Source organism: Streptomyces sp. NPDC002676 (assembly GCF_053592455.1).
The window spans coordinates 1-21,598 of the sequence record NZ_JBSFVT010000025.1 but is presented as its reverse complement, the minus strand read 5'-3'; the positions used below and the strand labels follow the sequence as shown (position 1 = coordinate 21,598).

The following is a 21,598-nucleotide window of genomic DNA, read 5'->3' as shown; positions in this document are numbered from 1 at the left end:
ATGACACCCACCTCCCTGTGGCGAAGGGTTGGCCCGCGTCGCTCGGACGTCCGGGGTCCGTGTGGCTGAGATACCCGGGACCGCCCGCTCGCCAGCCGGGCACCAGGCCCTGACCACCGGTGGCACCCAGTTGAAGCCTTCACCACCGCCGACTTGGCCCGCGTGCCGCCGCGCCCTGGTGTCCCCCCAACAGCCGAGCGGGTCGCCCCTCGATCGTCAGCCCACTGCAGGCGGAACGGACAGGAGGCGCCCCAGCCCGGCGTCATGGGCGGGGACTAGATGAATGACTCCAAGGGATGCCGTCGCGATCAGGGATCGAAGGCGATCAGGGATCGCTTAACGGGTTGGTCCGTCTTGTCGTTGAACCAGATTGCGGCGGTGAGCGCCAAGATCCGCATCAGTACCCGGACGATCGCTCCGGCTGGTGTTCGCCCGCCATGTCGTTCCAAGTCGAGCTGCCCTTTGAAGGTCTCGTTGATCGACTCGATGACCTGCCGTAGGGGCTTGAACAGATGTGCCCCGGCCCGTTCGGGTTCGCCCTTTCGAGCCGGGCGCAGCAACTCCAGGTGATGCTCTGTGAGGTCGCGCTCGAAGTCGCGGCCGTAGTAGTTCCTGTCGCCGATGATCGTCTGCCTCGGATGGGCGGCGGCGACGTCGGGTGCGGCATCAAGCATGCCGAGCAGGGTCTCGCGTTCGTCGGCCTTCGCGCCGGTGAGCGCGAACAGGACAGGCAGCCCGCCCAGCGTGCAGACCAAGTGCAGGCGCAGGCCCCAGAAGTATCGGGAGTGCGACGCGCAATAGCCGTACTCGGCCCAGCCGGCGAGGTCGGAGCGTTTGGCGGTTTCACGTGAGCAGCCACAGCCGACCGGGGTGGAATCGACCACCCAGACGTCGTCGCTCCACAGCGAGGTGTCCTGTGCCAGCATCCTGATCATGTGCTTGATCAGCTCGGATGCGTTGCGGAGCCGCTTGTTGTACCCGGACTGCTGGGGCAGGTATGGGAACAGGCGGTGGAAGTCCCGGTTCGCGCGCCGTAGCCACCGCCGCTCCGAGGTGTAGCCGAGCAGCGCCGACATCACCGCGAGGGTGACCAGCTCGGCGTCACTGAGCGTGGGCGCGATCCCGACCGTCGGGCGCCGCGGAGCCAGATGCGGCGAAGCCTTCAACTGGTCGTCGATCCTGACGTAGAGCGCCGTTGAGAGGGTGTCCAATTCTGTCTTCACACACCGACATTGGACGCCCTCGCGCCACGTCCGCAGGCGATCTCTTGGACTCAATTAACGTACGGGCAGTCGGGTGTCAACAACTGTCGGGTTGAGGCCGAAGGTCTCCATCCCCCGTGCGGGGTAGTCGAGTTGGACCTGGAGCATGATTCGGCGGAGCGGACTGCGAGACAGCATGGAGCCATGATCACGTTTGGGACACCGACAGCCGCTGCCGTCTCCGAGAGTCAGCCCCCTGCCCGTTGGGTGGTCCGAGTCGCGCACGTTGCGGCACTCACTGCTGTGCCGTCCGGGATCTGGCGGATCGCGATGGGGACCGGCATACCGGTGGGATTCAACACCACAGGACTGGACATCCCCGGCTGGTTCAGCGCCATGTGCATCGCGATGAGCTTGGCTACCGAAGGGCTCGCGTTGCTCACACTTGGGCTGGTCAAGCCCTGGGGCGAGGTGGTGCCGGGCTGGATTCCGCTGATCGGAGGGAAGCGTGTCGCGCCGCTGGCGGCAGTGATTCCGGCGTTGCTCGGCGCGGCCGTTGTGATGCTGTTGACGATCCCCCGGGCGGGCGGCTTCGGAGGGGCCCAGGGAGCCCCGACCGGGCCGGCGCTCGTCGTGATGGACGCCTGTTACGCACCACTGCTGCTGTGGGGACCACTGCTCATGGTCGTCACGATCTCCTACTACCGGCGGCGCCTGAACTGAGCAGGCGCAGTCAACCTCGTTGCGGCCCTCCTGGATCCCTTGGGCTCATCCATCTAGTAGGGACGGCGGGGTGTTCGCCGGTGCTTGGGCCGATCCCGCGCGGCGTATGAACGTTCTACCGGCACGGCCCCATCCGGACTGTGGCTGTTGTGCGTGCAGCGTGCCCTCGCCACGGCCAAGTGCCCGGCTGGCGCGCCGCGGCAGCGACGCCAGCGAGCGTGGGGGTGTCCGGGTCTGGCTGCGGGGAGCGAGGGCTGTGTTCCATGCTGCTGGTCACCTCTGGCTGGTGGCGATGTAGCGGCCGTGCCAGGTGTGGTCCCATACGGTGCCGGTGGAGGCGTTGACCGAGAGCATGCCGGTGATCTTCCCGGAGCGCAGGGTGTGCAGGGTGTAGTAGCCGGGGTACGCCTCAGCCTCGCCGACGGTGAGGTCGCTGCCCCTCTCGCGCAGCCGCTGCCGGGCGCGGTCCTGGGCCTGTGCCGGGGAGATCCGGGTCGGGGTCTGGCCGCGGTGGCGCATGCCGTAGTCGGTGCGCGCCCGCTGCCCGGCTCGGTTGTCGTGTCGCTGCCATGGTCACTCGATCCCGGACGGGGGCGCAGGGTCCACTGATCCCGGGTCCTTGGGCCGCTCGGCCCCTACCTGGTACGGGTAGCCCGAGGAAGGCTGGAGGAGAGCGAACACACAGGGAGGGCGTATTGCCATGGGTGTCGCCGATGTCGTCGTGGTGGTCTTCGCCGCGCTATTGATCGCCGCGCTGGTCTGGTTCTTCTTCGGCCCGCGCCGGGCCCGCATGGCGCGGCTGGAGGGCGGGGTGCAGCGGGTCGAGGTGACGGTGCACGGCGGCTACAGCCCCAGCGTCATCAAGGTCCGCCAGGGGGTACCGGTGGAGCTGGTCTTCGACCGGCAGGAGAGCGGGGAGTGCACCTCCCGGGTTGTGTTCCCCGACCTGCGGGTCAGCGCCGGGCTGCCGGCGTACGCACGCACCACTGTGCGCCTTCGACCGGGTCAGGCCGGTTCCTTCGGTTTCGCCTGCGGGATGAACATGATCCACGGCACGCTGCTGGTCGAACCAGCGGACGGCTCCAGTGCCACGGAGGTCACCCCGGACGGCGGGCGGGAGGGTGCTGCCGCCACTGCCGCGGGGGCCGCGGGCGGCGTGGGGGCCGCAGGGGCCGAGGCTGAGGCGGCGGAGGCCGCCGAACGGAGGCAGGAGATCGCTGATCTGACCAGCCGGGTCGCCGTCGGCGCGGTACTCACGCTCCCGGTGCTCTTCGCCGTCATGGCCGACTCGCTGTTCAACGCAGGCTGGGTGCCGGGCTGGCTGCTGAACCACTGGCTGCAACTGGCGCTGATCACGCCGGTGATGCTCTACACCGGCTGGCCGATCCACTCCACCGGCTGGCTGACTCTCACGCACCGTGGCGCGGACATGAACTCCCTGATCACACTCGGGACGACGGCCGCCTACGGCTACAGCCTGCTGGTCACCCTCGCCCCCGGCCTGTTTCCGCAGGACGTACGGGGCGTGTACTTCGAGGCGGTCGGGGTCATCCTCACCCTGATCCTGCTGGGCCGTCTGCTTGAGGCCCGCGCCAAGGCCGGCACCGGCGAGGCCATCCGCGCCCTGCTGGGTCTGCAGGCCCGCACCGCCCGCGTCGTGCGTGACGGGGCCGAGACGGAGATCCCGGTGGAGGACGTCGCGGTCGGGGATGAGGTGGTGATCCGGCCCGGGGAGAAGGTGCCGGTCGACGCCGTGGTGCTCTCGGGGGCTTCGGCGGTGGACGAGTCGATGGTCACCGGCGAGCCGATGCCGGTCAGCAAGCGGGCCGGGGACACGGTCATCGGTGCCACCGTCAACGGCACAGGCTCGCTCCGGGTCCGGGCCAACAGGGTCGGGGCCGACACGATGCTCGCGCAGATCATCCGCCTGGTGCAGCAGGCCCAGCGTCCAAGGCTCCCATCCAGCGGCTCGCCGACGCGGTCTCCGCCTACTTCGTGCCCGCCGTCATCGCCATCGCGATCGCCACCTTCGCCCTCTGGTACACCTTCGGACCGGCTCCGGCCCTGACGTTCGCCCTGGTCTCCGCCGTCGCGGTGCTGATCATCGCCTGCCCGTGCGCGCTTGGGCTGGCCACCCCGCTGTCGGTCATGATCGGCACCGGCAAGGGCGCCCAGGCGGGCATCCTCATCCGCTCCGCCGAGGCGTTGGAGACCGCCCACAAGCTGGACACCGTCGTGCTGGACAAGACCGGCACCGTCACCGCAGGCAAGCCCCAGCTCACCGACGTCTACTCAGCCGACGGCTTCCAGGACAACGAGCTGCTGGCCCTGGTGGCGGCAGCCGAGGCCGACAGCGAGCACCCGCTCGCGGGCGCGATCGTCTCCGGGGCCCGTGGCCGCGACCTGGCGTGGCCTGCGGCAAGTGGCTTCGACTCGGTCACCGGCAAGGGCGTGCAGGCCCGAGTGGACGGCCACACGGTCCTGGTCGGGACCACACGCCTACTCGGCGATGTCGACATCGACACCGGTGCGCTCGACCCGGTCGCGGCCGGCTTCTCGGCCGAGGGCAAGACCCCGGTCCTCGCCGCGGTCGACGGGCGGCCCGCCGGGGTACTGGCCGTCGCCGACACCGTCAAGGACGACTCCGCATCTGCCATCGCCGCCCTGCACCGGCTCGGCATCGAGACGGTCATCATCACCGGCGACAACGCGCGCACCGCCGCCGCCATCGCCCCCCAGGTCGGAGTGCACCGCGTGCTAGCCGAGGTGCTGCCCGAGCACAAAGCGGACGAGATCCGCCGTCTGCAGGCCGAAGGCCGCACGGTGGGCATGGTCGGCGACGGCATCAACGACGCCCCCGCCCTGGCCGCCGCCGACGTCGGACTGGCGATCGGCACCGGCACCGACGTGGCCATCGAGGCCGCCGACATCACCCTCATCTCCGGCTCCTTGACCGGCGTCGTCACCGCCATCCGGCTCTCCCGCGCCACCATGCGCAACATCCGGCAGAACCTGTTCTTCGCCCTGATCTACAACGCCGTCGGCGTCCCCGTCGCCGCCGGCGCCTTCTACCCCCTGTGGGGCATCCGCCTCAGCCCGATCATCGCCGCTGCCGCCATGGCCCTGTCCTCCCTGTCCGTGGTCACCAACGCATCCCGCCTGCGCCGCTGGCACACCAGCCCGCTGCCGCCCGCCACGACGGAATCCGTCGAACCCCAGATTGACTCCGCAGCCGACCGGGCCCGGGCCCAGGCCGCTCCGGATGGTGACGGGCAGCGGCCTCACCACTCGCCCGGGTCCGGCTCGAGTACCGACGCGAGTGCTGGGCTCCGGTCCCGTGCCGAGGACAGGGCATGGGACCCGGTGTGTGGCATGCGCCTGGACCCGGCAACCGCCGCCGAACGGCGCGTCACCGACGTCGGCAATTTCTTCTTCTGTTCCGCGCAGTGCGCAGCCACCTTCGACGCCCACCCGGACCGCTACCCCGCACCAGCGGCAGGCGGGACACATGAGGAAGGGCAGAGCAGATGACCGCCATGCCCGACCACGCCAACACCCCGGACCCGGCACCGAGCGCCGCCCCGCACAGGTACGCCGGGCACAAGGACGACCGCCTGCCCGGCTGCACAAAGTCGAAGGCCAAGTACGCGGTATCACCCGCATGGTCGGCGACGACGGGTACTGCATCGACATCCTCACCCAGATCAGCGCCGCCACCCACGCCCTGCACGAAGTCGCACTCGGTCTGCTCGACGACCACATGCGGCACCGCGGCCACGACGCGGTCCGCGCCAATGAGGCCGAAGGCAAAGCCAAGTTCGGCGAACTCACCCTCGCCCTGCGCCGCCCGCCACGGCTGTGACCGCCTCTGCCCGCCAGGCCGTCCACTTCGAGGATCACATCACAAGTGGACCCCACCCCGGCTTCCACACCGCCGCGGCCCACCACAGGGCGTCGCTCCGGTCCTCGACCCCCACCACCCAAGGACCGGACCGACGTCGGCAAGCACCCATCCACCGCCTCGCTCTACCAAGCAATCGCCGAGGCGGGAACCGCTACCGAGACAACGCACGGACCCACGCCCACCACCACGGCGATGTCTCCCGGGCACACATGTCCGTTCCGCACCCCGACCTCGTAGACGGTCGGCAGTAGCTCTGCAAGCAGCACAGCGTCGTCGAGCGGAAGGTCGAAGAGGCGTCGGGTGGTGGAGTATTCGGCGAAGGGTACCCGCACCAACTCGGCCAGGGTTCCGTTGATCAGCTTCCCCAGGGCCCATCCGCCGCCCTCGCCGCACTGTCCATACTTGGCGTCACGGCACGCCCGCCAGTGGCCACAGGCCGAGACGGACGACACGATCACGCCGGGCCGTGGTAGACGAGCACTCGCACGGTACTCACTCCCTCGGTCCCCCACGGTCACCCGCGCAGGGCTCCCTGGCAACATGGCCGCCCGCGCACCTCAGTCCGGCTCCATGTACGGGCGGCGGAAGACCGGGGCCTGGCCGACGCCCCATGGCCGTACGGCTGCCAGCGCCTGGGCGACCGCGGACTCCAACGAACCACTGGTGTCGACCGCGACGGCGTCGGGCCACGGGGGTTCCGTAGCCGCCATGGCGGCGGCGATCTCGGGGCCGGCGTCGGATGCGCCGGGAGCGCGCGTGCTCAGTCGGGCTGCTGAGACGTCGCCCGGCACGTGGCAGTGCAGGGCCACCAGGTCGGCGCTGGTGCGGTCGGCCACGCGCAAGGCCGCCTGACGCTGTCCCGCATCGGACCAGGTGGCGTCCAGGACGACGGACTCGCCGGCCGACAGCAGGGCGGCTGCGCGATCGAGCAGGGCGCCATAGGTTCTGGCCGTCCACTCGGGTGTGTACAGGCCCTCGCCGTAGCGGGCCACAGCGGACTGCTCCGCGGGGATGCCCGCCAGCTCCTTGCGGAGGCGGTCGCTGCTGAGCAGGGTGACCCCCAGCCGGTCGGCCAGCGCTCCGGAGAGGGTGGACTTCCCGCTGCCCGGCAGTCCGCCGACGAGGGTGAGACAGACAGCGGCGGTACGCAGGTGACGCAGTGCCGCAGAACCAAGCCGCCGCGCCGCCGCCTCGGATCCGGGCGCGCCCTGGCGGGCCTGGATCAGGGAGACCTTGGCGCGGACGAACGCGCGGTAGGCGATGTAGTGGTGCCACAGGGACGGGGGCGCTGGATCGCCGGAATACTCGCCGTACTGGGCGAGGAAGTACGCCGCGACCTCCGGGGCGCCGAGCTGTTCCAGGTCCATGGCGAGGAAGGCCGCATCGTCCAGGCCGTCGACGTAGCGGAGATGGTCGTCGAACTCCAGGCAGTCCAAGACGCGGGGGCCGTCGTCGAGGCAGAAGATGTCGTCGGCGAGCAGATCGCCGTGACCGTCGACCACCCGTCCCTGCTCGATGCGGGCGTCGAACAACGGCTTGCGGCCGGCGAGATAGCGGCGCACCAGCCGCTCGGCCTCCGTCACCCCGTCGAGCACGAAGCCGTCGGCAGCCAGCGCGTGGACCTGCCCGAAGCCAGCCTCCCACCGCGTTGACAGCGCGTCCCGCGTGCCCTGCTCTGCCACGTCGCGGCCGCGGGGCGCGTCCGCGTGCCACGCGGCGAGGTGCCGGGCGACGGCCCGGAGGACGTCGTCGACGGCGGCCCCTGCTCGGACCAGGCGGGAGAGGCGGCGGCCCTCCGGCATACGGCGCATCACCACGAGTGGTTCAGGCGACTTCGCGTCAGGGCTGCGGAACTCGCCCACACCCAGGTAGACGTCGGGGGCGAACCGGCGGTTGAGGGTGACTTCGCGCTCGCAGGCGGCCTGGCGAGACGTCACGGTGGTGTAGTCCAGGAACCCCAGGTCGACCGGCTTCTTGACCTTGTAGACGCGGTCGCCGACGAAGAACAGTGTGGCCGTGTGGGTCTCGCACACCTCTGCGCGCGGCAGCGGCTCGCCGCCGCGCCGGGAACTGGACCGGAGCGCGGACGCGTCCTCCTGAGGCGCCGACCGCAGCACGGATGTCCCCCGGGGCTCGGGCTCAGTCATGGGAAACGGCGGCGACAGCGCAGCGCCCACGGGCCGGTTCTGGTGCCGGCAGCGGCCACGCGTGCAGCAGGCGCAGGGTGAGCCTGCGTTTCTCGGCCCCGTCGGTAGCCCATTGGGCAGCGCTGAGACTCTCGGGCGAGCCGTCGATGCCGACGGTGACGACTGGTTGCATGGCGGCGGCCTCCGTCTCGTAAGAAGCTGGAATCGACGGCGGACGAGTCCGATCGAGTGAATGGTCCGGACGTCGCACTGCATGCCGAACGCGGTGCGTTCTCTCATTCGAGGATCACCCGAGCCCCTCTGCGTCGCATGTGGACCTGCGGAGGAGCGCCCGGAACGGGAATCCGGCACGAGATACGAGAGGAGACGGGGGCGGTGACGATTCCCCTGGTGGTCGGCGTGGACGGATCCGAGGCGAGCCTGGAGGCGGTCGACTGGGCCGTCGCCGAGGCGGTCCGGCACGGGGTACCGCTCCACGTCCTGCACGCGGCGGGTGGGGACCATGAAACCTCCGACGTCATCAGCGCTGCCTCGGCACGCGCCACAAAGGGCGCTGCCACCGTGCGACTGTCGAGCGAGGTGGTGCATGAGGACGCGGCCTCCGCCCTGGTCGCCAAGGGGCGCAACGCCTTCGCGCTGGTGCTCGGGGCGAGAGGGCTCGGAGACCTTGCCGAGATGCTCCTGGGGTCGGTCAGCCTCGCCGTGGCGGCACGAGCCGACTGCCCGGTCGTCGTGGTCCGCGGCACAGCAGAGCACCGGGACGCCCGGTTTGGAACCATCGTCGTCGGCGTCGAGGACGAAGAGAGCAGTGGCACGGCCCTGCAGTTCGCGTTCCGCGAGGCCCACGTGCGACGGTGCCGGCTGATGGCAGTGCACGCCTGGAGCGCGCCGTTCGGAGCTTTTGCCACATCTCAGGCCCCGTCGTGGCCCCCTCAGGCCCACCAGCGCCCGCCGGCGCAGGTACTCGACGACGCCCTGCGCGGCCTGCCCGAGCGGTACCGCGACACCCTCGTCGAGCTGCGCCCGATCGAGGCACCGGCACGCCAGGCACTGCTGAAGGCCGCGTCAGGGGCGGACCTTCTGGTCGTCGGCGCCCGCCCGCGCCTCATGCATCGAGGTCTGCAACTGGGCCTGATCAATCACGCGGTACTGCATCACGCGCCATGCCCCGTCGCGGTCGTTCCCCAGATCTGAGAAACCATCTTTGAACCTCCCACAAGACCGTGTCGTCACGGTCGGAGGACGCTGACGACACGGTCGGGAGGATCGGACTGGCGACCTCGCGGATCTGGCTCGCCTCGCTGACGCGACGGCGAACCTGCATCCTCGCGCCTTGTGACCTCCGGTGAACGGGCGCAAGGCGCGGCGTTGAGCCGACCCTGCGCCGCCTCGGCCACCGCAGCCCCGGTTCCGGCGGGTGAGTGCACCCGTTCGGACAGCAGACCCGACGGTGCTTGCCTCGACGAACCGCGTGACCCGCTGTTCGACCCCGCCGGCCGGGCTGTGGCTGTCACTCCCTACGGGCGTACGCGGATGACTGTCTTCCCGCTGCGTCGCGTGGTCGGGTTGAGGGCATCGACGGCATCGTCGAGGCTCGCGATGTCACCGATGTTTGTCCGTAGCCGTCCGTCCCGCACCCGCTGCACGATCTCACCCAGTTCGGCACGGTCGGCCTCGACAACGAAGTCCACCGCCAGGCCATCAGCGGGCCGGGCCTCGACCGGGCCGACGATGGACACCAGCGTTCCTCCGGCCCTGATCAGGGCGGCGGACCGCTTCTGAACGTCGCCACCGATGACATCGAAGACCAGATCGACGCCGCCGACGTCTTTCAGCGCGTCGTTCTCGAGGTCGACGAACTCATGCGCGCCGAAGTCGAGTGCCTTCGCACGGTCGGCGGCGCGTCCGGTGCCGATGACGTAAGCGCCGGCCTCACGTGCGAGCTGGGTCACCATCGTCCCGACTGCCCCGGCCGCGCCATGGGCGAGGACGGTCTGGCCGGCCTGAAGGCGGCCGTGCTGGAACAGCCCCTGCCACGCGGTCAGTCCTGAGATGGGCAGGGACGCGCCTACCGTGAAGTCGACGTCGCCGGGCAGCGGTGCGAGGTTGCGTGCTTCGATCGCCACGTACTCCGCCAGAGTGCCGTCGCGGTGCCAGTCGGCGAGGCCGAACACCCGCTGCCCGACCGACAGCCCCGTCGTGCCGTAGCCGAGGGCGGTGACCACTCCGGCCAGCTCGTGGCCGGGGATCGACGGTGTCTTGTCACGGCCGGCGCGATCGGTCCAGGTCGATGGCCACTCCATCTCAGTCGGGACGAAGCCCGATGCATGAATCTGAACGATGACGTCGTTGATCGCTGCGGCCGGCGCAGGCCGCTCCGTCAGCGTCATCCCGGCCGTTCCCGCGGCCTGGTCGGTTACCACAATGGCTCTCATGGAGATTGTCCACTTCCTCGTATGTGTTGTGGGTTTTGGTTTCCGAGTGGGTGTTCAGGCGTAGGTGAACAGCTGGTCGGCGTCGAATCGTGAGATCGGGCTGGTGTACTGCTTGTCCGGGTCGGGGTAGCCGAGGGCCAGCAGCAGCGTTGTGCTGTGTCCGGTCTCGCGGATCTTGAATGCATTGTCGACGCCGGTGGGGTCGAATCCCTCGAGCGGCGTGGCCTCGACGCCGAGTTCGGCGGCGGCCATCATGGGCAGGCCCACTGCCAGGTAGGTCTGCTTCTCCATTCAGTGGTTCAGGTCCTTGTGGCTGTAGGTGCGCAGGTTGAGGAAGTCGCGGGTCATGGATTCCCACAGCTGCTGCTTGGACGGGTCGGGGAAGCGGCCGTCGGCCCTCTCCTTCGTGAACACCGCCTCGAGGTGGCTGTCCGGCACGTCTGCCCGGGTGGTGAGGATGATGACGTGCGATGCGCTCAGGATCTTCTCGCCGTTGTCCTTGAATCGTTCGCCCGGGTTGGCCGCGAGCCGCCCTTTGCCTCCGTCCGTGGCGAGGACACACCATCGCGCTCGCCGTGTCGCAGACCAACGGCTGCAGCTACTGCCTGGCCATGCACACCTACGTGTCGTCCGAACTCGGCAGCATGTCACACGACGACATCGACCTGGCCCGCACCGGCAGCTCCACCGACCCCAGCGCGCCGCGGCCGTGCGAGGCGCCGGGTACACCGACCCGCAGATCCTGGCCATCGTCACCGTCACCGTGCAGTTCCTGCTCACCAACTACATCAACAACGTCAACCAGACGGACATCGACATCCCTGGCGACAGCCCGGCGGGCACGCTCGGCTGACCGCCGCCCGCCAACCACCGCTCCTCACCCGCCGACCGCAAGCAGAAAGCAGACCGCCATGGACCTCGACAAGCTCTTGAACAAGCACCTCACCAGGTACTTCGACCCAAGCAAGACCATTCCGGAGGAAACCCTTCAGCAACTGCTGAGGTTCCTGCGCTGGGGCTCAGGGCGGTCTGCAGGCCGGTCACGACGTCGAGGACGGCCGGGTTCGATGCGAGGGTCTTGAACATGTTCGGGACGAAGCCGAGCTGCGCGCCGATGGTGTCGAGGGTGCTCTGCGCGGCGGCGGGGACATCGTCGGCAGCGGGAACGTTCAGTCGCGACATGGCGGATCAGCCTCCAGTGGGTGGGTGTCGGGTCCGGGCCGGGCTCGTGGCCCTGGAGCATGACCACCACCGCGGCAGCCCCGGCGCCCGACAAGCTCACGTCCAAAGGGCAGGCGACGCGTGCCCGCATCCTGGAGCAGGCCGCTGAGCTGATTTACACGAAGGGCGTCCACGCGACGAACAACGAGCAGCTGCGCCGCGCCGCCGGTGTCAGCGGGTCGCAGCTCAACCACTGTTTCCCGAACAAGGAGAGTCTCGTCCTGGCCGTCATCGCGTGGCAGGCCGACCGTGTCCTCGCGTTCCATCGAAGCGAGCGGTTCGCCCGCTTCGACAGCCTCCACGCGTTGCGGGAGCGGGCGGATTACTACGTCGCCTACGAGCGCGCCTACCAGGAAGGCTGCACCCTCGGCTCCCTCGCGAACGAGATCATCAAGACCGACCTCGACGTCCACGGACAGCTCGCGGCCGCGTTCGAGCAGTGGAGGAACATCTTCCGCGAGGGAATCGAGCGCATGCAGCAACTCGGCCGCCTCAGCGCTGAGGCAGATCCCTCGCAACTGGCCAATCTGCTCCTCGCTGCCTTCCAGGGCGGCATGCTCCTCGCCCAGGTCGCGCGGGACATCGCTCCCGACGCAGGCGTACTCCAAGCTCGGTAGCCGCCCCCACAGGGCGAGAAGCCGTTCCAGGTCACCCATAACGGCCCGCTGTTCGCCCAGGGCCACTACACGGGTTGCTCGACTCCGGCGCCCGACAGGTGCCGGGCTCAGGTCGATCTTCAGCGGCTCGAAGCGTACGACGGGCACTGGCACGCGGTGAAGCACAAGGACAGCGGCTGGACGAAGTGCAGCGGGCACTACACCACTCCGCCGCTCAGCTGCGTGCATGATGGGCACCAGGAGACGTACAACACGCAGGTGACGTTGCAGGTCGAGTACCACGGACGTTTCAGCACGCCTGGCATCGCAGACACGCACAACACCGTGATCGACTGCTGAAGTCCGTTCACCCGTAACGGCCTGCCGGATGGACTCGGCAGGCCGTTTTCGGTTTCTGTCGTACAGATGAAAGTGGGACAACAGCGTGCACGTTCATTTTGAAGCAGTAGACACAGAGAAAATGATCAGGTTCTGGGGCAACATCCCGGGTCATGGTGCGTACAGCGTCGGCCAAGCGGAATCTCCGGCCGTGCTGCCGGTCGTCACCGTCCTTGTCGGAACGATCGCCGAACAGGTTCAGCTACTGATCGGCAAAGGCGCCTCTCTGGTGGAACCTCACGATTGCATGCACGCCCTGATGGCGGATCCGGAAGGCAACAGGTTCATGGTGGTGCTCGACCCCGATCACGAAGCATGACGTTCTCCAGCGCGGACGCAGCCCGGCGTACTGCCGTCGCCCTGGAAGGCCGCAGTGTGGTCGATCCGACGTGGGGCGTTGTCATCGTCACCGACGTCGAGGCCGATGGAACCTGCTGGCCGATCCAGGTCGCTTTCTCGGCGGTCGGCCGACGCTGGGAGACGGCATTCGAGATCGGCGACGTCGCCGACGAGCGGGAGCCGCTGCCGGAGAACTTCGGTGAGGAGCAGGCGCAGGAGCTGGCGTCTCTAGCGGTCACCTGGGTCCTGGAACGTCTCGCAGCGTGAGAGGAGCCCCCGTCGGGCCCATGCTTCCGACGGGGCTTCGTCTCGTCTGCAAGAGGGCAGAGGCGTGGAGAGCCACATTCAGGCGGTCGGCGTGGAGAAGATCGTGCGGTTCTGGTCGGGGATTCCCGGCGTAGCTCCGTCCTGTGCCGCGAGAGTGAAATGGCGTGGTGAGCGGGGGTGGTGACGCGGCAGGACCCCTCGTCGTTGGCATGGTGAGGGTTACGGGGTCAAGCGGCTCGAAGTGCGGTCTCTGGACGTGGCGCCGCGGCATTGGGGTGGACGGGGTGCCGGGTGAGCCGGCGGGTCATCAGGGTGATGGCCGCGAGGGTGAGCATCGCCTCGGAGTGCTGCGGCAGCGTCTCGTAGTCCCGCGCGTTCCGGCGGACGGGAAGCAGCCATGCGAGCGACCTCTCCACCACCCACCTGCGTGGTAGGAGCACGAATCCCTTCGCGTCCTTGGGCCTGCTCACGGTCTTGATCGTCAGGTGGATGTCCACGACAATATGGCGCTTCCTCCCCGGGATCTTCTTCCCTGCGTCATACCCGGACGTGGAGCGCGGGACGGTGGCGGCGACCTTGACCGGACTGGGAGTCGATCACCACTGCCACCGGGTGCGGGGACGTCCCCATGGTCCGCCGGATCCGGCGCCGCAACTGGTCGCGGATGAGGTTGAAGACCCCGGCCGCGGACCAGCGGGTGAAGAACCCGAACACGGTCTTGAAGGGCGGGTAGTCCTGCGGCAGGGCGCTCCACTTGCAGCCGGCGTCGACGATGTAGCGCAGGGCGTCGACGATCTCGCGTCGGGGATGTGCCTCCGGGCGGCCTCCCGCGCGGTGTCTGGCAGGCCGGTACCGGCAGCAGCGGCTCGATGAGAGCCCATTCGAGATCGGTGGTGTCCGAGGGGTAGCGGCGCTGCCGCATTGCAGTCTGCCTCCCCCGTTGCGTCAGGCGATCAGGTCGAGGGTGGACTCGACGGGGTTGAGCTGGGCGACGATGTGGCGCAGGCGTTTGTCGTCCGGGGCCAGGGCGGCGTGCGGGGCGATGGTGCCGGTGATCAGGCGGCGGACCTCGGTGAGCAGCACGTGCACCCGGGCTGTCTCGTAGGCCTCCAGGTCATCCGGGTCGGCGGTGAACTGGTATCCGTGGCCGTAAAAGGGGAACTCCGGCCCGCCCGGTTACTGGGCAGAATCCGCCCGCCATCCCCCACCCGAAAGGCGTGCCACCACGGCGCGTGGAGCATCGGAAAGCTCTCCGCAAAGCCCTCTGCCACACCGCTGAGACCCCACTGTCTGGAGGGGCCGATGCGCACCAGGCCGTCCAACGAGGCGCGAGAACGAGATCGCCAGAGGTTCAGAGATGGGTTCTGACCACCCCTTGGAGCAGGCTCGTATCGAGGGCCGATGGAACCAGGGCTTCCTCGCGCCTCCCAGCAGCCGCGTCGGCGGTCCCGGTCAGGTGCCGGGCCCGGTGGGGGAACGGCGGGCGTCGTCCGTTCGGTACGCGATGTCAGCGGCGACCGAGACCACGCCGTCGACGCCACGGCACAGCTGCTCGATGACGGGGATCAGGCTCCTGTACTCCACGGAACCACCGAGGGCGACCCGCCCGTCGCGCACCTCAACCGTCACATCCGACGGTTCGAGGCCCATTGTGCGTCGCAACACGTCCCCCGTGATCTCCTCACGGATGGCATCGTCACGGCGCAGGAAGATCCGCAGCAGGTCACCACGGCTGACGATGCCCAGGAGCCGGTCCGCCTCGTCCACCACGGGCAGCCGCTTGACGTGCTGGGCCTCCATGAGGCGCGCGGCCTCGACCACAGTCCACTCCGGACGCGCGCACACAGCAGGAGCCGACATCAGTTCCTCGGCTCGGGAACCTTCCGCCTTGGCCCGCTCCCAGTCCTCCAGGTTCGGGACCGGAGCCCTGCCAGACGGATCGGCCTGGTCGGCGCTCTTGCGCAGCAGGTCGGCCTCGGACACCACACCGATGGGCCGGTCCAGATCGTCCACCACGGGTACGGCGGTGACGTCGTTCTCCGCCATCAGCCTGACGAGCTCCTTGAACGGTGTGTCACGCCGTGCCCGGACGACGTCCCGGGTCATGAGCTCCTCGACCGTTCGGTGGTGCATGGTGCCTCCCGTAGACGGGCCGCCCGCCTCGCGGGCACGGGGCTCTCGCCCTCATGCGGCGGTCTGTCCCGCGTGGCAGGTTGGATACAGCACCATTCTGAGGAGAGGGCGGCGATCATGCGAGCTCACCTCGGCGACCAACTGGTCATCGAAAGTCCGAGGACCGGCACCGCCAGGCGCGACGGCGAGATCATCGGACTCCACCACGAGGACGGAACACCTCCGTACGACGTGCGCTGGTCAGACACGGACGAAGTCACGCTCGTGTTCCCAGGGCCCGACGCACACATCCGCCATCTCGAGCACGGCCGGCCCGGGACCACCCACGAGTCACAACCGGACATGGGCGAGGCGGACGCCGTGTCCGCAGCTGCCCCACCTACCCGGACACCCGATCCCGGCGACATCGGCCGACGCGTGGCCGTCGAACGCCGGAGACAGGGGATCAGCCGGGAGGAAACCGCCCGCCGCGCCCGGATATCGCCCGACTACCTTGCGTACCTGGAGGAACGGCCCGCCGAACCCACGCTGGCGACTCTCATCAGGCTGGCCGACGCGCTGGGCACCACGGTCACCGCTCTGCGCGGCGGCGGCATGGATCTCCCACCCGGTCAGGGCCACGCACTGCTACACCCTCAACTGCGGGACCTCGACCCGGAGGAGTGCCGCTCCCTGCTCTCCACGCATGGGGTGGGGCGCATCGCGGTGACGACGTCCGACGGCCGCCCGGCGGTCGTCCCGGTCAACTACGAGGTCGTCGATGACGCCATCGTCTTCCGGACCGCGCCCGACTCCGTGGCCGCAGCGGCCGCGGAAACGGACGTCGCCTTCGAGGTCGATCACGTGGACGAGGCTCTGAGCCAGGGCTGGAGCGTGCTCGCCGTCGGCCCCGCGAGCGTCGTGACTGATCCCGAGGCCGTGCGCAGGCTCGCCCAACGTGCCCACACCACGCCATGGGCGGGCGGTGAACGCGAGATGTGGGTGTCGATCCGGCCCACGAGCCTCACGGGCCGTCGCATAACCCCGGCCGATCGGTAGGCGGCCACGGGCCTCCGAAGAGACACCGCTCCCCAGGGTGCCGCCGACCCGCGAGCGGAGTCTGGTGGCGCATACCTTCCGACGAGCGGGCGCGGCCCTGGCCCATGACGCTGCGGCCGCCCCGTCGATGCACAGCGCGCAGCCTCGGCGCTTCCAGTGTGGATGGTTCGGGGCGGCACTCATCGCCTCGGCTGCGGTGCCGCCTTGTTGCGCTTGAAGGTCGCCGAATCCTTACGAAGGCGGAAGTACTCGCCGTCCAGCCCTGCCCCGCCCGGGGACCGCCGCAGGCGCCGCGCGTGTGCGGGTCACCGCGTGGTCTCGGCTCCGTCCGAGCCGGCATCCTCGCCGCCAAGCAGGGACTCGACGCCCACCACGCCCTCCAGGGCACGAACAAGGCGCTCGGTGACCCAGTTGAGCGCGGTGTCCTGGGCCGGGCCACGAAGCGTGACGACCCCGTCCTGCACGGACACGTGGATGGCGTGACCGAGCGTGGGGAACAGGTAGGCCACCACGGTGCGACGGACTTCCTCCTCAATGTCCTCGTCCGACCGCAGGAAGACTTTCAGCAGGTCGCCGCGGCTGACGATGCCCCGCAGCCTGCCCTCGTCATCGACCACGGGCAGCCGTTTGACGTGTTTCACAGCCATGATCCGGGCCGCCTGGGCCAGGGTGACGTCGGAGCGGACCGTGACAGCGGGCGTGCTCATGAGCTCCTCGGCGGTCAGCGCCTCCGCCTTGGCCAGGTCGGACTGGCGACGGATCCGTTCGGGGCGGGTGAGGTCGCGGTCCCGGAACTCCTCCTTGGGCAGCAGGTCGGCCTCGGAGACCACACCGACGACCCGCCCCTCACCCTCCAGGACCGGAACTGCACTGACCTGCCGCTGTTCCATGGCCCGCACGATCTCCTTGAACCGGGCATCGCGTCCGACGGCCACCACGGGCAGGGTCATCACATCGCTCACGATGTGCGGAGCGTCAGGCATGTCCTACGTCCTTGCAGGGGCGTGCCGGAGGAGTCGGTCAGGCCGTATGACTCCAGCATCACCGCGACCTCTCGGGCCGCAATCCGGCCGGAGGCCGCCCGATCCCAGACCCGGTCGGTGTGTCGCGGCGGTACTTGGACGGTGCGACGGTATTCACAGGGGTCTCTCGGCAGCCGGACGGAGAAGGCGGTGACGGTGATGGAGCTCCCGCTGGTCGTGGGCGTCGACGGATCGGACTCCAGTCTGCTGGCGGTCGACTGGGCGGTGGACGAGGCGGCACGGCACGGGCTGCCGCTGCGCCTGGTCCACGCCTCCCTGTGGGAGCGATACGAGTTCGCCCAACCGTCCTTCAGCGCCAACCGTCCAGCTGAGGCGGTCATGGCACAACACATCATCGCTTCCTGCGTGGAACGTGCCCGGCTTCGCAACCCCGAGGTGAAGGCGTCGGGCGAGGTACTGCCCGACGATGCCGTGTCTGTGTTGCTGCGGGCGGGCCCCGAGGCGTTCGCCCTGGTCACGGGCGTTCGTGGGCGCGGCGAAGTCGCGGGGCTGCTGCTGGGGTCGGTCAGCCTTGCGGTGGCGGCTCGCGCCGTGTGTCCGGTCATCGTGGTCCGGAGCGGAGATCCGATCCGTCAGGGAACCTTCGGCCGGGTCGTGGTGGGGGTCGGGGACCCGACCGGTGGCGCGGGCGCCGTACGGTTCGCCGTCCGCGAAGCCGAGGTGCGCGGCTGCGCCCTGACCGCCGTACGGGCGTGGCGCAACCCGGCCCAAGAGCCCGTGGACCACATGCTGATTGCTGACGACGCCGCCCGCCTGCGCGAGGAGCGGGCCTCGGCCGGCCTCGACGACGCGCTGTGCGAGGCCGCACGGGAACACCCTCGGGTCGACATCCAGCGCCGACCGGTCGAAGGCCCCGCCCACCGGGTCCTGCTGGAGGCATCGGTCGAAGCCGACCTGATCGTCGTCGGCGCTCAGCGCCGGCACGGTCACTTCGGCTTGCAGCTCGGCAGAGTCGCCCACGCCCTGCTGCACCACTCGGAATGCCCGGTCGCCGTCGTCCCCCAACCGGTCTGAAACTCACCGCGGGCCCGGTCCCAGCGGCCTTCGAAGGAGGGGGAGGAGCGGCGGATGTCGGAGTGGACATGGGAGTGGACGGGCTATGACCCCGCAGCCGAACAACTGCGTGAAGCGCTCTGCACACTCGGCAACGGCTACTTCGCCACGCGCGGCGCGGTGCCCGAGTGCCGGGCGGGCCTGGCGCACTGCCCGGGAACCTACGCGGCCGGGTGCTACAACCGCCTGGAGTCGACCGTGGCCGGGCGGCAGGTGGTGACCGAGGACCTGGTCAACCTCCCGAACTGGCTGGTTCTCCGCTTCCGTCGGCGCCGCGCCGACGGAGAGCGGGGCCCGTGGTTCTCCCCCGACACGCATGCTCTCCTGGACCACCGGCACACGCTGGATCTGCGCCGCGGCACGCTCACCCGGACGTTCCACCACCGGGACGACGAGGCAGGTGTGCTCGGCGTCGAGCAGACCCGCCTGGTGCACATGGGGGATCCTCACCTGGCCGCGCTGCGGACGGTCTTCACGGCCGAGGACTGGTCGGGAGAGATCGAGATCGAGTCCTGCCTCGACGGGGAGGTGATCAACGGCAATGTGCATCGTTACCGCGCCCTGAACCGCCGCCATGTGGCCCATGTGCGCACTGGGGCAGCGGAACCCAGCACGGTATGGCTGAGCTGCCGGACCAGCACATCGGACATCGCCGTCGCCCTGGCTGCCCGGACGACGGTCGTCGCCGAAGGGGCACCGGCCTCATCGGTGCTTCGTCCGGCCCGTCACCGCGCGGTCCACCGCCTGGTGGTCCCGATCTCCCCCGGCCGGCCCGTCACGGTGGAGAAGACGGTGGCGCTGCACACCTCACGGGACACGGCGATCAGCGACCCGCTCGGCGAAGCGGTCGACCGGGTGTCCACGGCGGCGGACTTCCTCGCCCTGCTGGACTCCCATGTCTCCGCGTGGGAACGGCTGTGGCGGCGCACGGACATCCAGGTGCCCGGCGGAGCCGGCCGCATCCTGCGCCTCCATCTCTTCCACGTCCTGCAGACGCTGTCACCGAACACCGCGGATCTGGACGTGGGTGTGCCCGCCCGAGGCCTGCACGGCGAGGCGTATAGGGGTCATGTCTTCTGGGACGAGCTGTTCGTCCTGCCGTATCTCAACCTGCACTTGCCCGAGGTCTCCCGGGCGCTGCTGAACTATCGCTATCGGCGCCTCCCGCGGGCCTGCCGGGCGGCCGCGGCGACCGGCCGAGCTGGGGCGATGTACCCGTGGCAGAGCGGGAGCGACGGTCGGGAGGAGGCCCAGGAGTGGCATCTCAACCCGCACTCGGGGCGCTGGCTGCCCGACTACTCCCGCCTCCAGCACCACGTTGGCTCCGCCATCGCCTACAACGTGTGGCAGTACTGCGAAGCCACCGGGGACACCGAGTTCCTGCACACCAAGGGCGCGGAGATGATGCTGCAGATCGCCCGCTTCTGGGCGAACCTCGCGGCCTTCGACGCCGACACGGGCCGATACCGCATCCGCGGCGTCGTCGGCCCCGACGAATACCACGACGCCTACCCCAGTGCCGTCCAGCCCGGGCTGGACGACAACGCGTACACCAACGTCATGGCGGCCTGGGTCCTCACCCGCGTCCTGGACCTCCTACGGCACCTTCCGGTCTGGCGCCGACAGGAACTCATCGAACGCGTCCGGCTGGACAGCGACGAACTCCCGAAGTGGGAGGAGATCTCCCGGCAGCTGCGGGTGCCCTTCCACCAGGGCGTGATCAGCCAGTTCGAGGGCTACGACAGCCTCGTCGAGCTCGACTGGGACGCCTACCGTGCGCGCTACGGCACCATCCGGCGACTGGACCGGATCCTCGAGGCCGAGGGCGACACGGTCAACCGCTACAAGGCGTCCAAGCAGGCCGACGTCCTCATGCTCGGCTATCTGTTCTCGCCCGCCGAGCTGCGGCACCTGTTCCGGCGTCTCGGCTACGACCTGGACGACGACATCTGGCGCAGAACCGTCGACTACTACCTCCAGCGCACCAGCCACGGCTCCACACTCAGCGAACTCGTCCACGGCCTCGTCCTCGCCAGAGCCAGACGAGCCGAGGCATGGCAGTACGTCCACGAGGCCCTGGAGGCAGACATCGCCGACATCCAGGGCGGAACGACCGGCGAGGGCATCCATCTCGGAGCCATGGCCGGGACCCTCGACCTGGTCCAACGCGGCCTGACGGGACTGGAGCCCCGCGAAGACGCCCTGTGGCTGGACCCAGTGCCTCTCCCAGCGCTCTCCGAGTACGGGTTCTCCCTCCGCTACCGCGGCCACTGGGGTATCGGCGTACGGCGCAGGAGCGGGCAGTTGGAGATGCGTGTGCCCGCCTCGGAGGAGACCCCGATCCGCGTGGTGCTGGCCGACCGTGCCGTGACCATCGCGCCTGGAGAGACGTGCACGCTCGTGTTGCCGGAGAGTTGACCCGCGCAGATGGGCGAGCCAGGCCCCGCGTCTGTCGTCATCGGCCTGTCCTTCGCACGTCGGGCGGTCAGCTCAGGAGGACCGTGTACGCGCTCGCGGTCCCGCACACGAGGTGGGCCACCCCGGGTCGGGGTGGCCCACCTTGGAGCGTCGGTGTCACGGGCCGATGTCAGCCACCGCTTCCCGCAACGTCAGTGGCGGTGTCCGCGGTGGCGGGTCCCCAGGAGGTTTCGGCGACGAAGCGGCGGTAATCGTTGCGCAGCAGCGTGGCACGCGAACATGAGCACATGGACGATCTTGTGGAGTTCCTCGTCGCACGCATCATGGACGACAACTGGCCGGGGACCCGCGCCGCCCCTGCGCTCGGCCTGGATCAACGGCGTCAAGGAACTCCGGGGCACCCTGCCCTGGACCCGAACTCCGCCGCCTGCGCCATCGCCTGTACGAGCACGCCCTGGTATTTGGCCGGGTCGATCTGGGCGAGGCGTTCATAGAGCTTGACGCGGTTGGCCATGGCTTGTGCAGCTTGTTGGGGTTGATCAGGTCGGATGGTTACGGCTTGGTAGTAGAGGGCGGCGCTGAGATAGATGCCATCCGCTTTCCGAACGTGATCGTTTAGTTCGGGTGGGTGGGCATGAACTCCCTTTCGTGGCGGGAGAGATGGGCGTGGTTCGTCCGCT

General features: G+C 69.3%; 23 protein-coding genes and 3 pseudogenes. 12 read left to right on the top strand and 14 right to left on the bottom strand.

Features of this window, described 5'->3' with window-relative positions:
- Positions 1 to 308: 308 nt before the first annotated feature.
- Positions 309 to 1,223 (bottom strand): IS982 family transposase, encoded by a 915-nt coding sequence (locus tag ACWD3E_RS37985; protein ID WP_451392059.1) that lies wholly within the window; start codon positions 1,221 to 1,223, stop codon positions 309 to 311.
- A gap of 282 nt (positions 1,224 to 1,505) precedes the next feature.
- Between ACWD3E_RS37985 and ACWD3E_RS37980 the strand changes: the two genes are divergently transcribed.
- Entirely contained in the window at positions 1,506 to 1,925 is a 420-nt protein-coding gene (locus ACWD3E_RS37980; RefSeq protein WP_451392058.1) for a hypothetical protein, read from the top strand.
- Positions 1,926 to 2,198: 273 nt separating this feature from the next.
- On the opposite strand, the gene ACWD3E_RS37975 is transcribed toward ACWD3E_RS37980, so the two are convergent.
- The gene (locus tag ACWD3E_RS37975) at positions 2,199 to 2,444 is read right to left on the bottom strand and encodes a hypothetical protein (RefSeq protein ID WP_451392057.1); all 246 of its coding nucleotides are present in this window, start codon (positions 2,442 to 2,444) and stop codon (positions 2,199 to 2,201) included.
- Positions 2,445 to 2,625: 181 nt separating this feature from the next.
- Here ACWD3E_RS37975 and ACWD3E_RS37970 point away from each other — a divergent pair.
- Positions 2,626 to 5,456: pseudogene (locus ACWD3E_RS37970) on the top strand (heavy metal translocating P-type ATPase).
- A gap of 130 nt (positions 5,457 to 5,586) precedes the next feature.
- On the top strand, positions 5,587 to 5,787 hold the full coding sequence (locus ACWD3E_RS37965) for a metal-sensitive transcriptional regulator (protein WP_451392056.1): 201 nt from the start codon (positions 5,587 to 5,589) through the stop codon (positions 5,785 to 5,787).
- A 164-nt stretch (positions 5,788 to 5,951) separates the two neighbouring features.
- Here the strand turns inward: ACWD3E_RS37965 and ACWD3E_RS37960 are convergent, their stop codons facing one another.
- The 3 genes and pseudogenes from ACWD3E_RS37960 to ACWD3E_RS37950 all read right to left on the bottom strand — a co-directional run.
- Positions 5,952 to 6,287, bottom strand: coding sequence for a hypothetical protein (locus ACWD3E_RS37960; RefSeq protein ID WP_451392055.1), 336 nt, complete (start codon positions 6,285 to 6,287; stop codon positions 5,952 to 5,954).
- 99 nt (positions 6,288 to 6,386) lie between these two features.
- A complete protein-coding gene (locus ACWD3E_RS37955) occupies positions 6,387 to 7,862 on the bottom strand; it encodes a bifunctional aminoglycoside phosphotransferase/ATP-binding protein (RefSeq protein WP_451392114.1) in 1,476 nt (491 codons plus the stop codon).
- A gap of 142 nt (positions 7,863 to 8,004) precedes the next feature.
- Positions 8,005 to 8,148: pseudogene (locus tag ACWD3E_RS37950) on the bottom strand (universal stress protein); the annotation flags it as partial.
- Between the two features lie 203 nt (positions 8,149 to 8,351).
- Here ACWD3E_RS37950 and ACWD3E_RS37945 point away from each other — a divergent pair.
- On the top strand, positions 8,352 to 9,170 hold the full coding sequence (locus tag ACWD3E_RS37945) for a universal stress protein (protein ID WP_451392054.1): 819 nt from the start codon (positions 8,352 to 8,354) through the stop codon (positions 9,168 to 9,170).
- 323 nt (positions 9,171 to 9,493) lie between these two features.
- Here the strand turns inward: ACWD3E_RS37945 and ACWD3E_RS37940 are convergent, their stop codons facing one another.
- From ACWD3E_RS37940 to ACWD3E_RS37930, 3 genes are read right to left on the bottom strand one after another with little or no spacing between them, the layout of a single operon-like run.
- Positions 9,494 to 10,411, bottom strand: a complete 918-nt coding sequence (locus ACWD3E_RS37940; protein ID WP_451392053.1) for an NADP-dependent oxidoreductase — start codon at positions 10,409 to 10,411, stop codon at positions 9,494 to 9,496.
- Between the two features lie 54 nt (positions 10,412 to 10,465).
- Positions 10,466 to 10,702, bottom strand: coding sequence for a hypothetical protein (locus ACWD3E_RS37935; protein WP_451392052.1), 237 nt, complete (start codon positions 10,700 to 10,702; stop codon positions 10,466 to 10,468).
- A complete protein-coding gene (locus tag ACWD3E_RS37930) occupies positions 10,703 to 10,849 on the bottom strand; it encodes a hypothetical protein (RefSeq protein WP_451392051.1) in 147 nt (48 codons plus the stop codon).
- A gap of 271 nt (positions 10,850 to 11,120) precedes the next feature.
- Between ACWD3E_RS37930 and ACWD3E_RS37925 the strand changes: the two genes are divergently transcribed.
- Positions 11,121 to 11,264: a hypothetical protein gene (locus tag ACWD3E_RS37925; RefSeq protein ID WP_451392120.1), complete on the top strand. Its 144-nt coding sequence runs from the start codon at positions 11,121 to 11,123 to the stop codon at positions 11,262 to 11,264.
- An 89-nt stretch (positions 11,265 to 11,353) separates the two neighbouring features.
- Here the strand turns inward: ACWD3E_RS37925 and ACWD3E_RS37920 are convergent, their stop codons facing one another.
- Positions 11,354 to 11,593, bottom strand: a complete 240-nt coding sequence (locus ACWD3E_RS37920) for a hypothetical protein (protein WP_451392119.1) — start codon at positions 11,591 to 11,593, stop codon at positions 11,354 to 11,356.
- Positions 11,594 to 11,652: 59 nt separating this feature from the next.
- On the opposite strand from ACWD3E_RS37920, the gene ACWD3E_RS37915 reads away from it, so the two are divergent.
- From ACWD3E_RS37915 to ACWD3E_RS37900, 4 genes are all read left to right on the top strand, one after another.
- Positions 11,653 to 12,249, top strand: a complete 597-nt coding sequence (locus ACWD3E_RS37915) for a TetR/AcrR family transcriptional regulator (RefSeq protein ID WP_451392050.1) — start codon at positions 11,653 to 11,655, stop codon at positions 12,247 to 12,249.
- Positions 12,250 to 12,405: 156 nt separating this feature from the next.
- Positions 12,406 to 12,588 carry a hypothetical protein gene (locus tag ACWD3E_RS37910; protein WP_451392049.1) on the top strand — a complete coding sequence of 61 codons (183 nt, stop codon included), beginning with the start codon at positions 12,406 to 12,408 and terminating at the stop codon, positions 12,586 to 12,588.
- Positions 12,589 to 12,709: 121 nt separating this feature from the next.
- Positions 12,710 to 12,946 carry a hypothetical protein gene (locus ACWD3E_RS37905; protein ID WP_451392048.1) on the top strand — a complete coding sequence of 79 codons (237 nt, stop codon included), beginning with the start codon at positions 12,710 to 12,712 and terminating at the stop codon, positions 12,944 to 12,946.
- Complete coding sequence (locus ACWD3E_RS37900; protein WP_451392047.1) at positions 12,943 to 13,233, top strand: hypothetical protein; 291 nt, start codon at positions 12,943 to 12,945, stop codon at positions 13,231 to 13,233. Before ACWD3E_RS37905 ends, ACWD3E_RS37900 begins: the two co-directional genes overlap by 4 nt.
- A gap of 227 nt (positions 13,234 to 13,460) precedes the next feature.
- Here ACWD3E_RS37900 and ACWD3E_RS37895 read toward each other — a convergent pair.
- From ACWD3E_RS37895 to ACWD3E_RS37885, 3 genes and pseudogenes are all read right to left on the bottom strand, one after another.
- A pseudogene (locus tag ACWD3E_RS37895) lies at positions 13,461 to 14,155 on the bottom strand (transposase).
- Positions 14,156 to 14,178: 23 nt separating this feature from the next.
- On the bottom strand, positions 14,179 to 14,322 hold the full coding sequence (locus ACWD3E_RS37890; protein WP_451392046.1) for a hypothetical protein: 144 nt from the start codon (positions 14,320 to 14,322) through the stop codon (positions 14,179 to 14,181).
- A gap of 363 nt (positions 14,323 to 14,685) precedes the next feature.
- On the bottom strand, positions 14,686 to 15,366 hold the full coding sequence (locus ACWD3E_RS37885; protein ID WP_451392045.1) for a CBS domain-containing protein: 681 nt from the start codon (positions 15,364 to 15,366) through the stop codon (positions 14,686 to 14,688).
- Between the two features lie 117 nt (positions 15,367 to 15,483).
- Between ACWD3E_RS37885 and ACWD3E_RS37880 the strand changes: the two genes are divergently transcribed.
- Entirely contained in the window at positions 15,484 to 16,404 is a 921-nt protein-coding gene (locus ACWD3E_RS37880) for a pyridoxamine 5'-phosphate oxidase family protein (protein ID WP_451392044.1), read from the top strand.
- A gap of 305 nt (positions 16,405 to 16,709) precedes the next feature.
- On the opposite strand, the gene ACWD3E_RS37875 is transcribed toward ACWD3E_RS37880, so the two are convergent.
- A complete protein-coding gene (locus tag ACWD3E_RS37875) occupies positions 16,710 to 17,387 on the bottom strand; it encodes a CBS domain-containing protein (protein WP_451392043.1) in 678 nt (225 codons plus the stop codon).
- Positions 17,388 to 17,585: 198 nt separating this feature from the next.
- On the opposite strand from ACWD3E_RS37875, the gene ACWD3E_RS37870 reads away from it, so the two are divergent.
- Both ACWD3E_RS37870 and ACWD3E_RS37865 read left to right on the top strand, forming a co-directional pair.
- The gene (locus tag ACWD3E_RS37870) at positions 17,586 to 18,461 is read left to right on the top strand and encodes a universal stress protein (protein ID WP_451392113.1); all 876 of its coding nucleotides are present in this window, start codon (positions 17,586 to 17,588) and stop codon (positions 18,459 to 18,461) included.
- A gap of 54 nt (positions 18,462 to 18,515) precedes the next feature.
- Complete coding sequence (locus tag ACWD3E_RS37865) at positions 18,516 to 20,918, top strand: glycoside hydrolase family 65 protein (protein WP_451392042.1); 2,403 nt, start codon at positions 18,516 to 18,518, stop codon at positions 20,916 to 20,918.
- 382 nt (positions 20,919 to 21,300) lie between these two features.
- Here the strand turns inward: ACWD3E_RS37865 and ACWD3E_RS37860 are convergent.
- Positions 21,301 to 21,598, bottom strand: a 298-nt coding sequence (locus tag ACWD3E_RS37860) for a hypothetical protein (RefSeq protein ID WP_451392041.1), incomplete at its 5' end; no start/stop codon positions are given.

What these genes read in the sequence shown, in the direction of transcription:
- ACWD3E_RS37975 (WP_451392057.1), bottom strand. Translation starts at nt 2,444, where the DNA reads ATGCGCCACCGCGGCCAGACCCCGACCCGGATCTCCCCGGCACAGGCC.
- ACWD3E_RS37900 (WP_451392047.1), top strand. Translation starts at nt 12,943, where the DNA reads ATGACGTTCTCCAGCGCGGACGCAGCCCGGCGTACTGCCGTCGCCCTG.
- ACWD3E_RS37905 (WP_451392048.1), top strand. Translation starts at nt 12,710, where the DNA reads ATGATCAGGTTCTGGGGCAACATCCCGGGTCATGGTGCGTACAGCGTC.
- ACWD3E_RS37870 (WP_451392113.1), top strand. Translation starts at nt 17,586, where the DNA reads ATGGAGCTCCCGCTGGTCGTGGGCGTCGACGGATCGGACTCCAGTCTG.
- ACWD3E_RS37875 (WP_451392043.1), bottom strand. Translation starts at nt 17,387, where the DNA reads ATGCCTGACGCTCCGCACATCGTGAGCGATGTGATGACCCTGCCCGTG.
- ACWD3E_RS37915 (WP_451392050.1), top strand. Translation starts at nt 11,653, where the DNA reads ATGACCACCACCGCGGCAGCCCCGGCGCCCGACAAGCTCACGTCCAAA.
- ACWD3E_RS37965 (WP_451392056.1), top strand. Translation starts at nt 5,587, where the DNA reads ATGGTCGGCGACGACGGGTACTGCATCGACATCCTCACCCAGATCAGC.
- ACWD3E_RS37865 (WP_451392042.1), top strand. Translation starts at nt 18,516, where the DNA reads ATGTCGGAGTGGACATGGGAGTGGACGGGCTATGACCCCGCAGCCGAA.
- ACWD3E_RS37935 (WP_451392052.1), bottom strand. Translation starts at nt 10,702, where the DNA reads ATGGAGAAGCAGACCTACCTGGCAGTGGGCCTGCCCATGATGGCCGCC.
- ACWD3E_RS37880 (WP_451392044.1), top strand. Translation starts at nt 15,484, where the DNA reads ATGCGAGCTCACCTCGGCGACCAACTGGTCATCGAAAGTCCGAGGACC.
- ACWD3E_RS37940 (WP_451392053.1), bottom strand. Translation starts at nt 10,411, where the DNA reads ATGAGAGCCATTGTGGTAACCGACCAGGCCGCGGGAACGGCCGGGATG.
- ACWD3E_RS37885 (WP_451392045.1), bottom strand. Translation starts at nt 15,366, where the DNA reads ATGCACCACCGAACGGTCGAGGAGCTCATGACCCGGGACGTCGTCCGG.
- ACWD3E_RS37920 (WP_451392119.1), bottom strand. Translation starts at nt 11,593, where the DNA reads ATGTCGCGACTGAACGTTCCCGCTGCCGACGATGTCCCCGCCGCCGCG.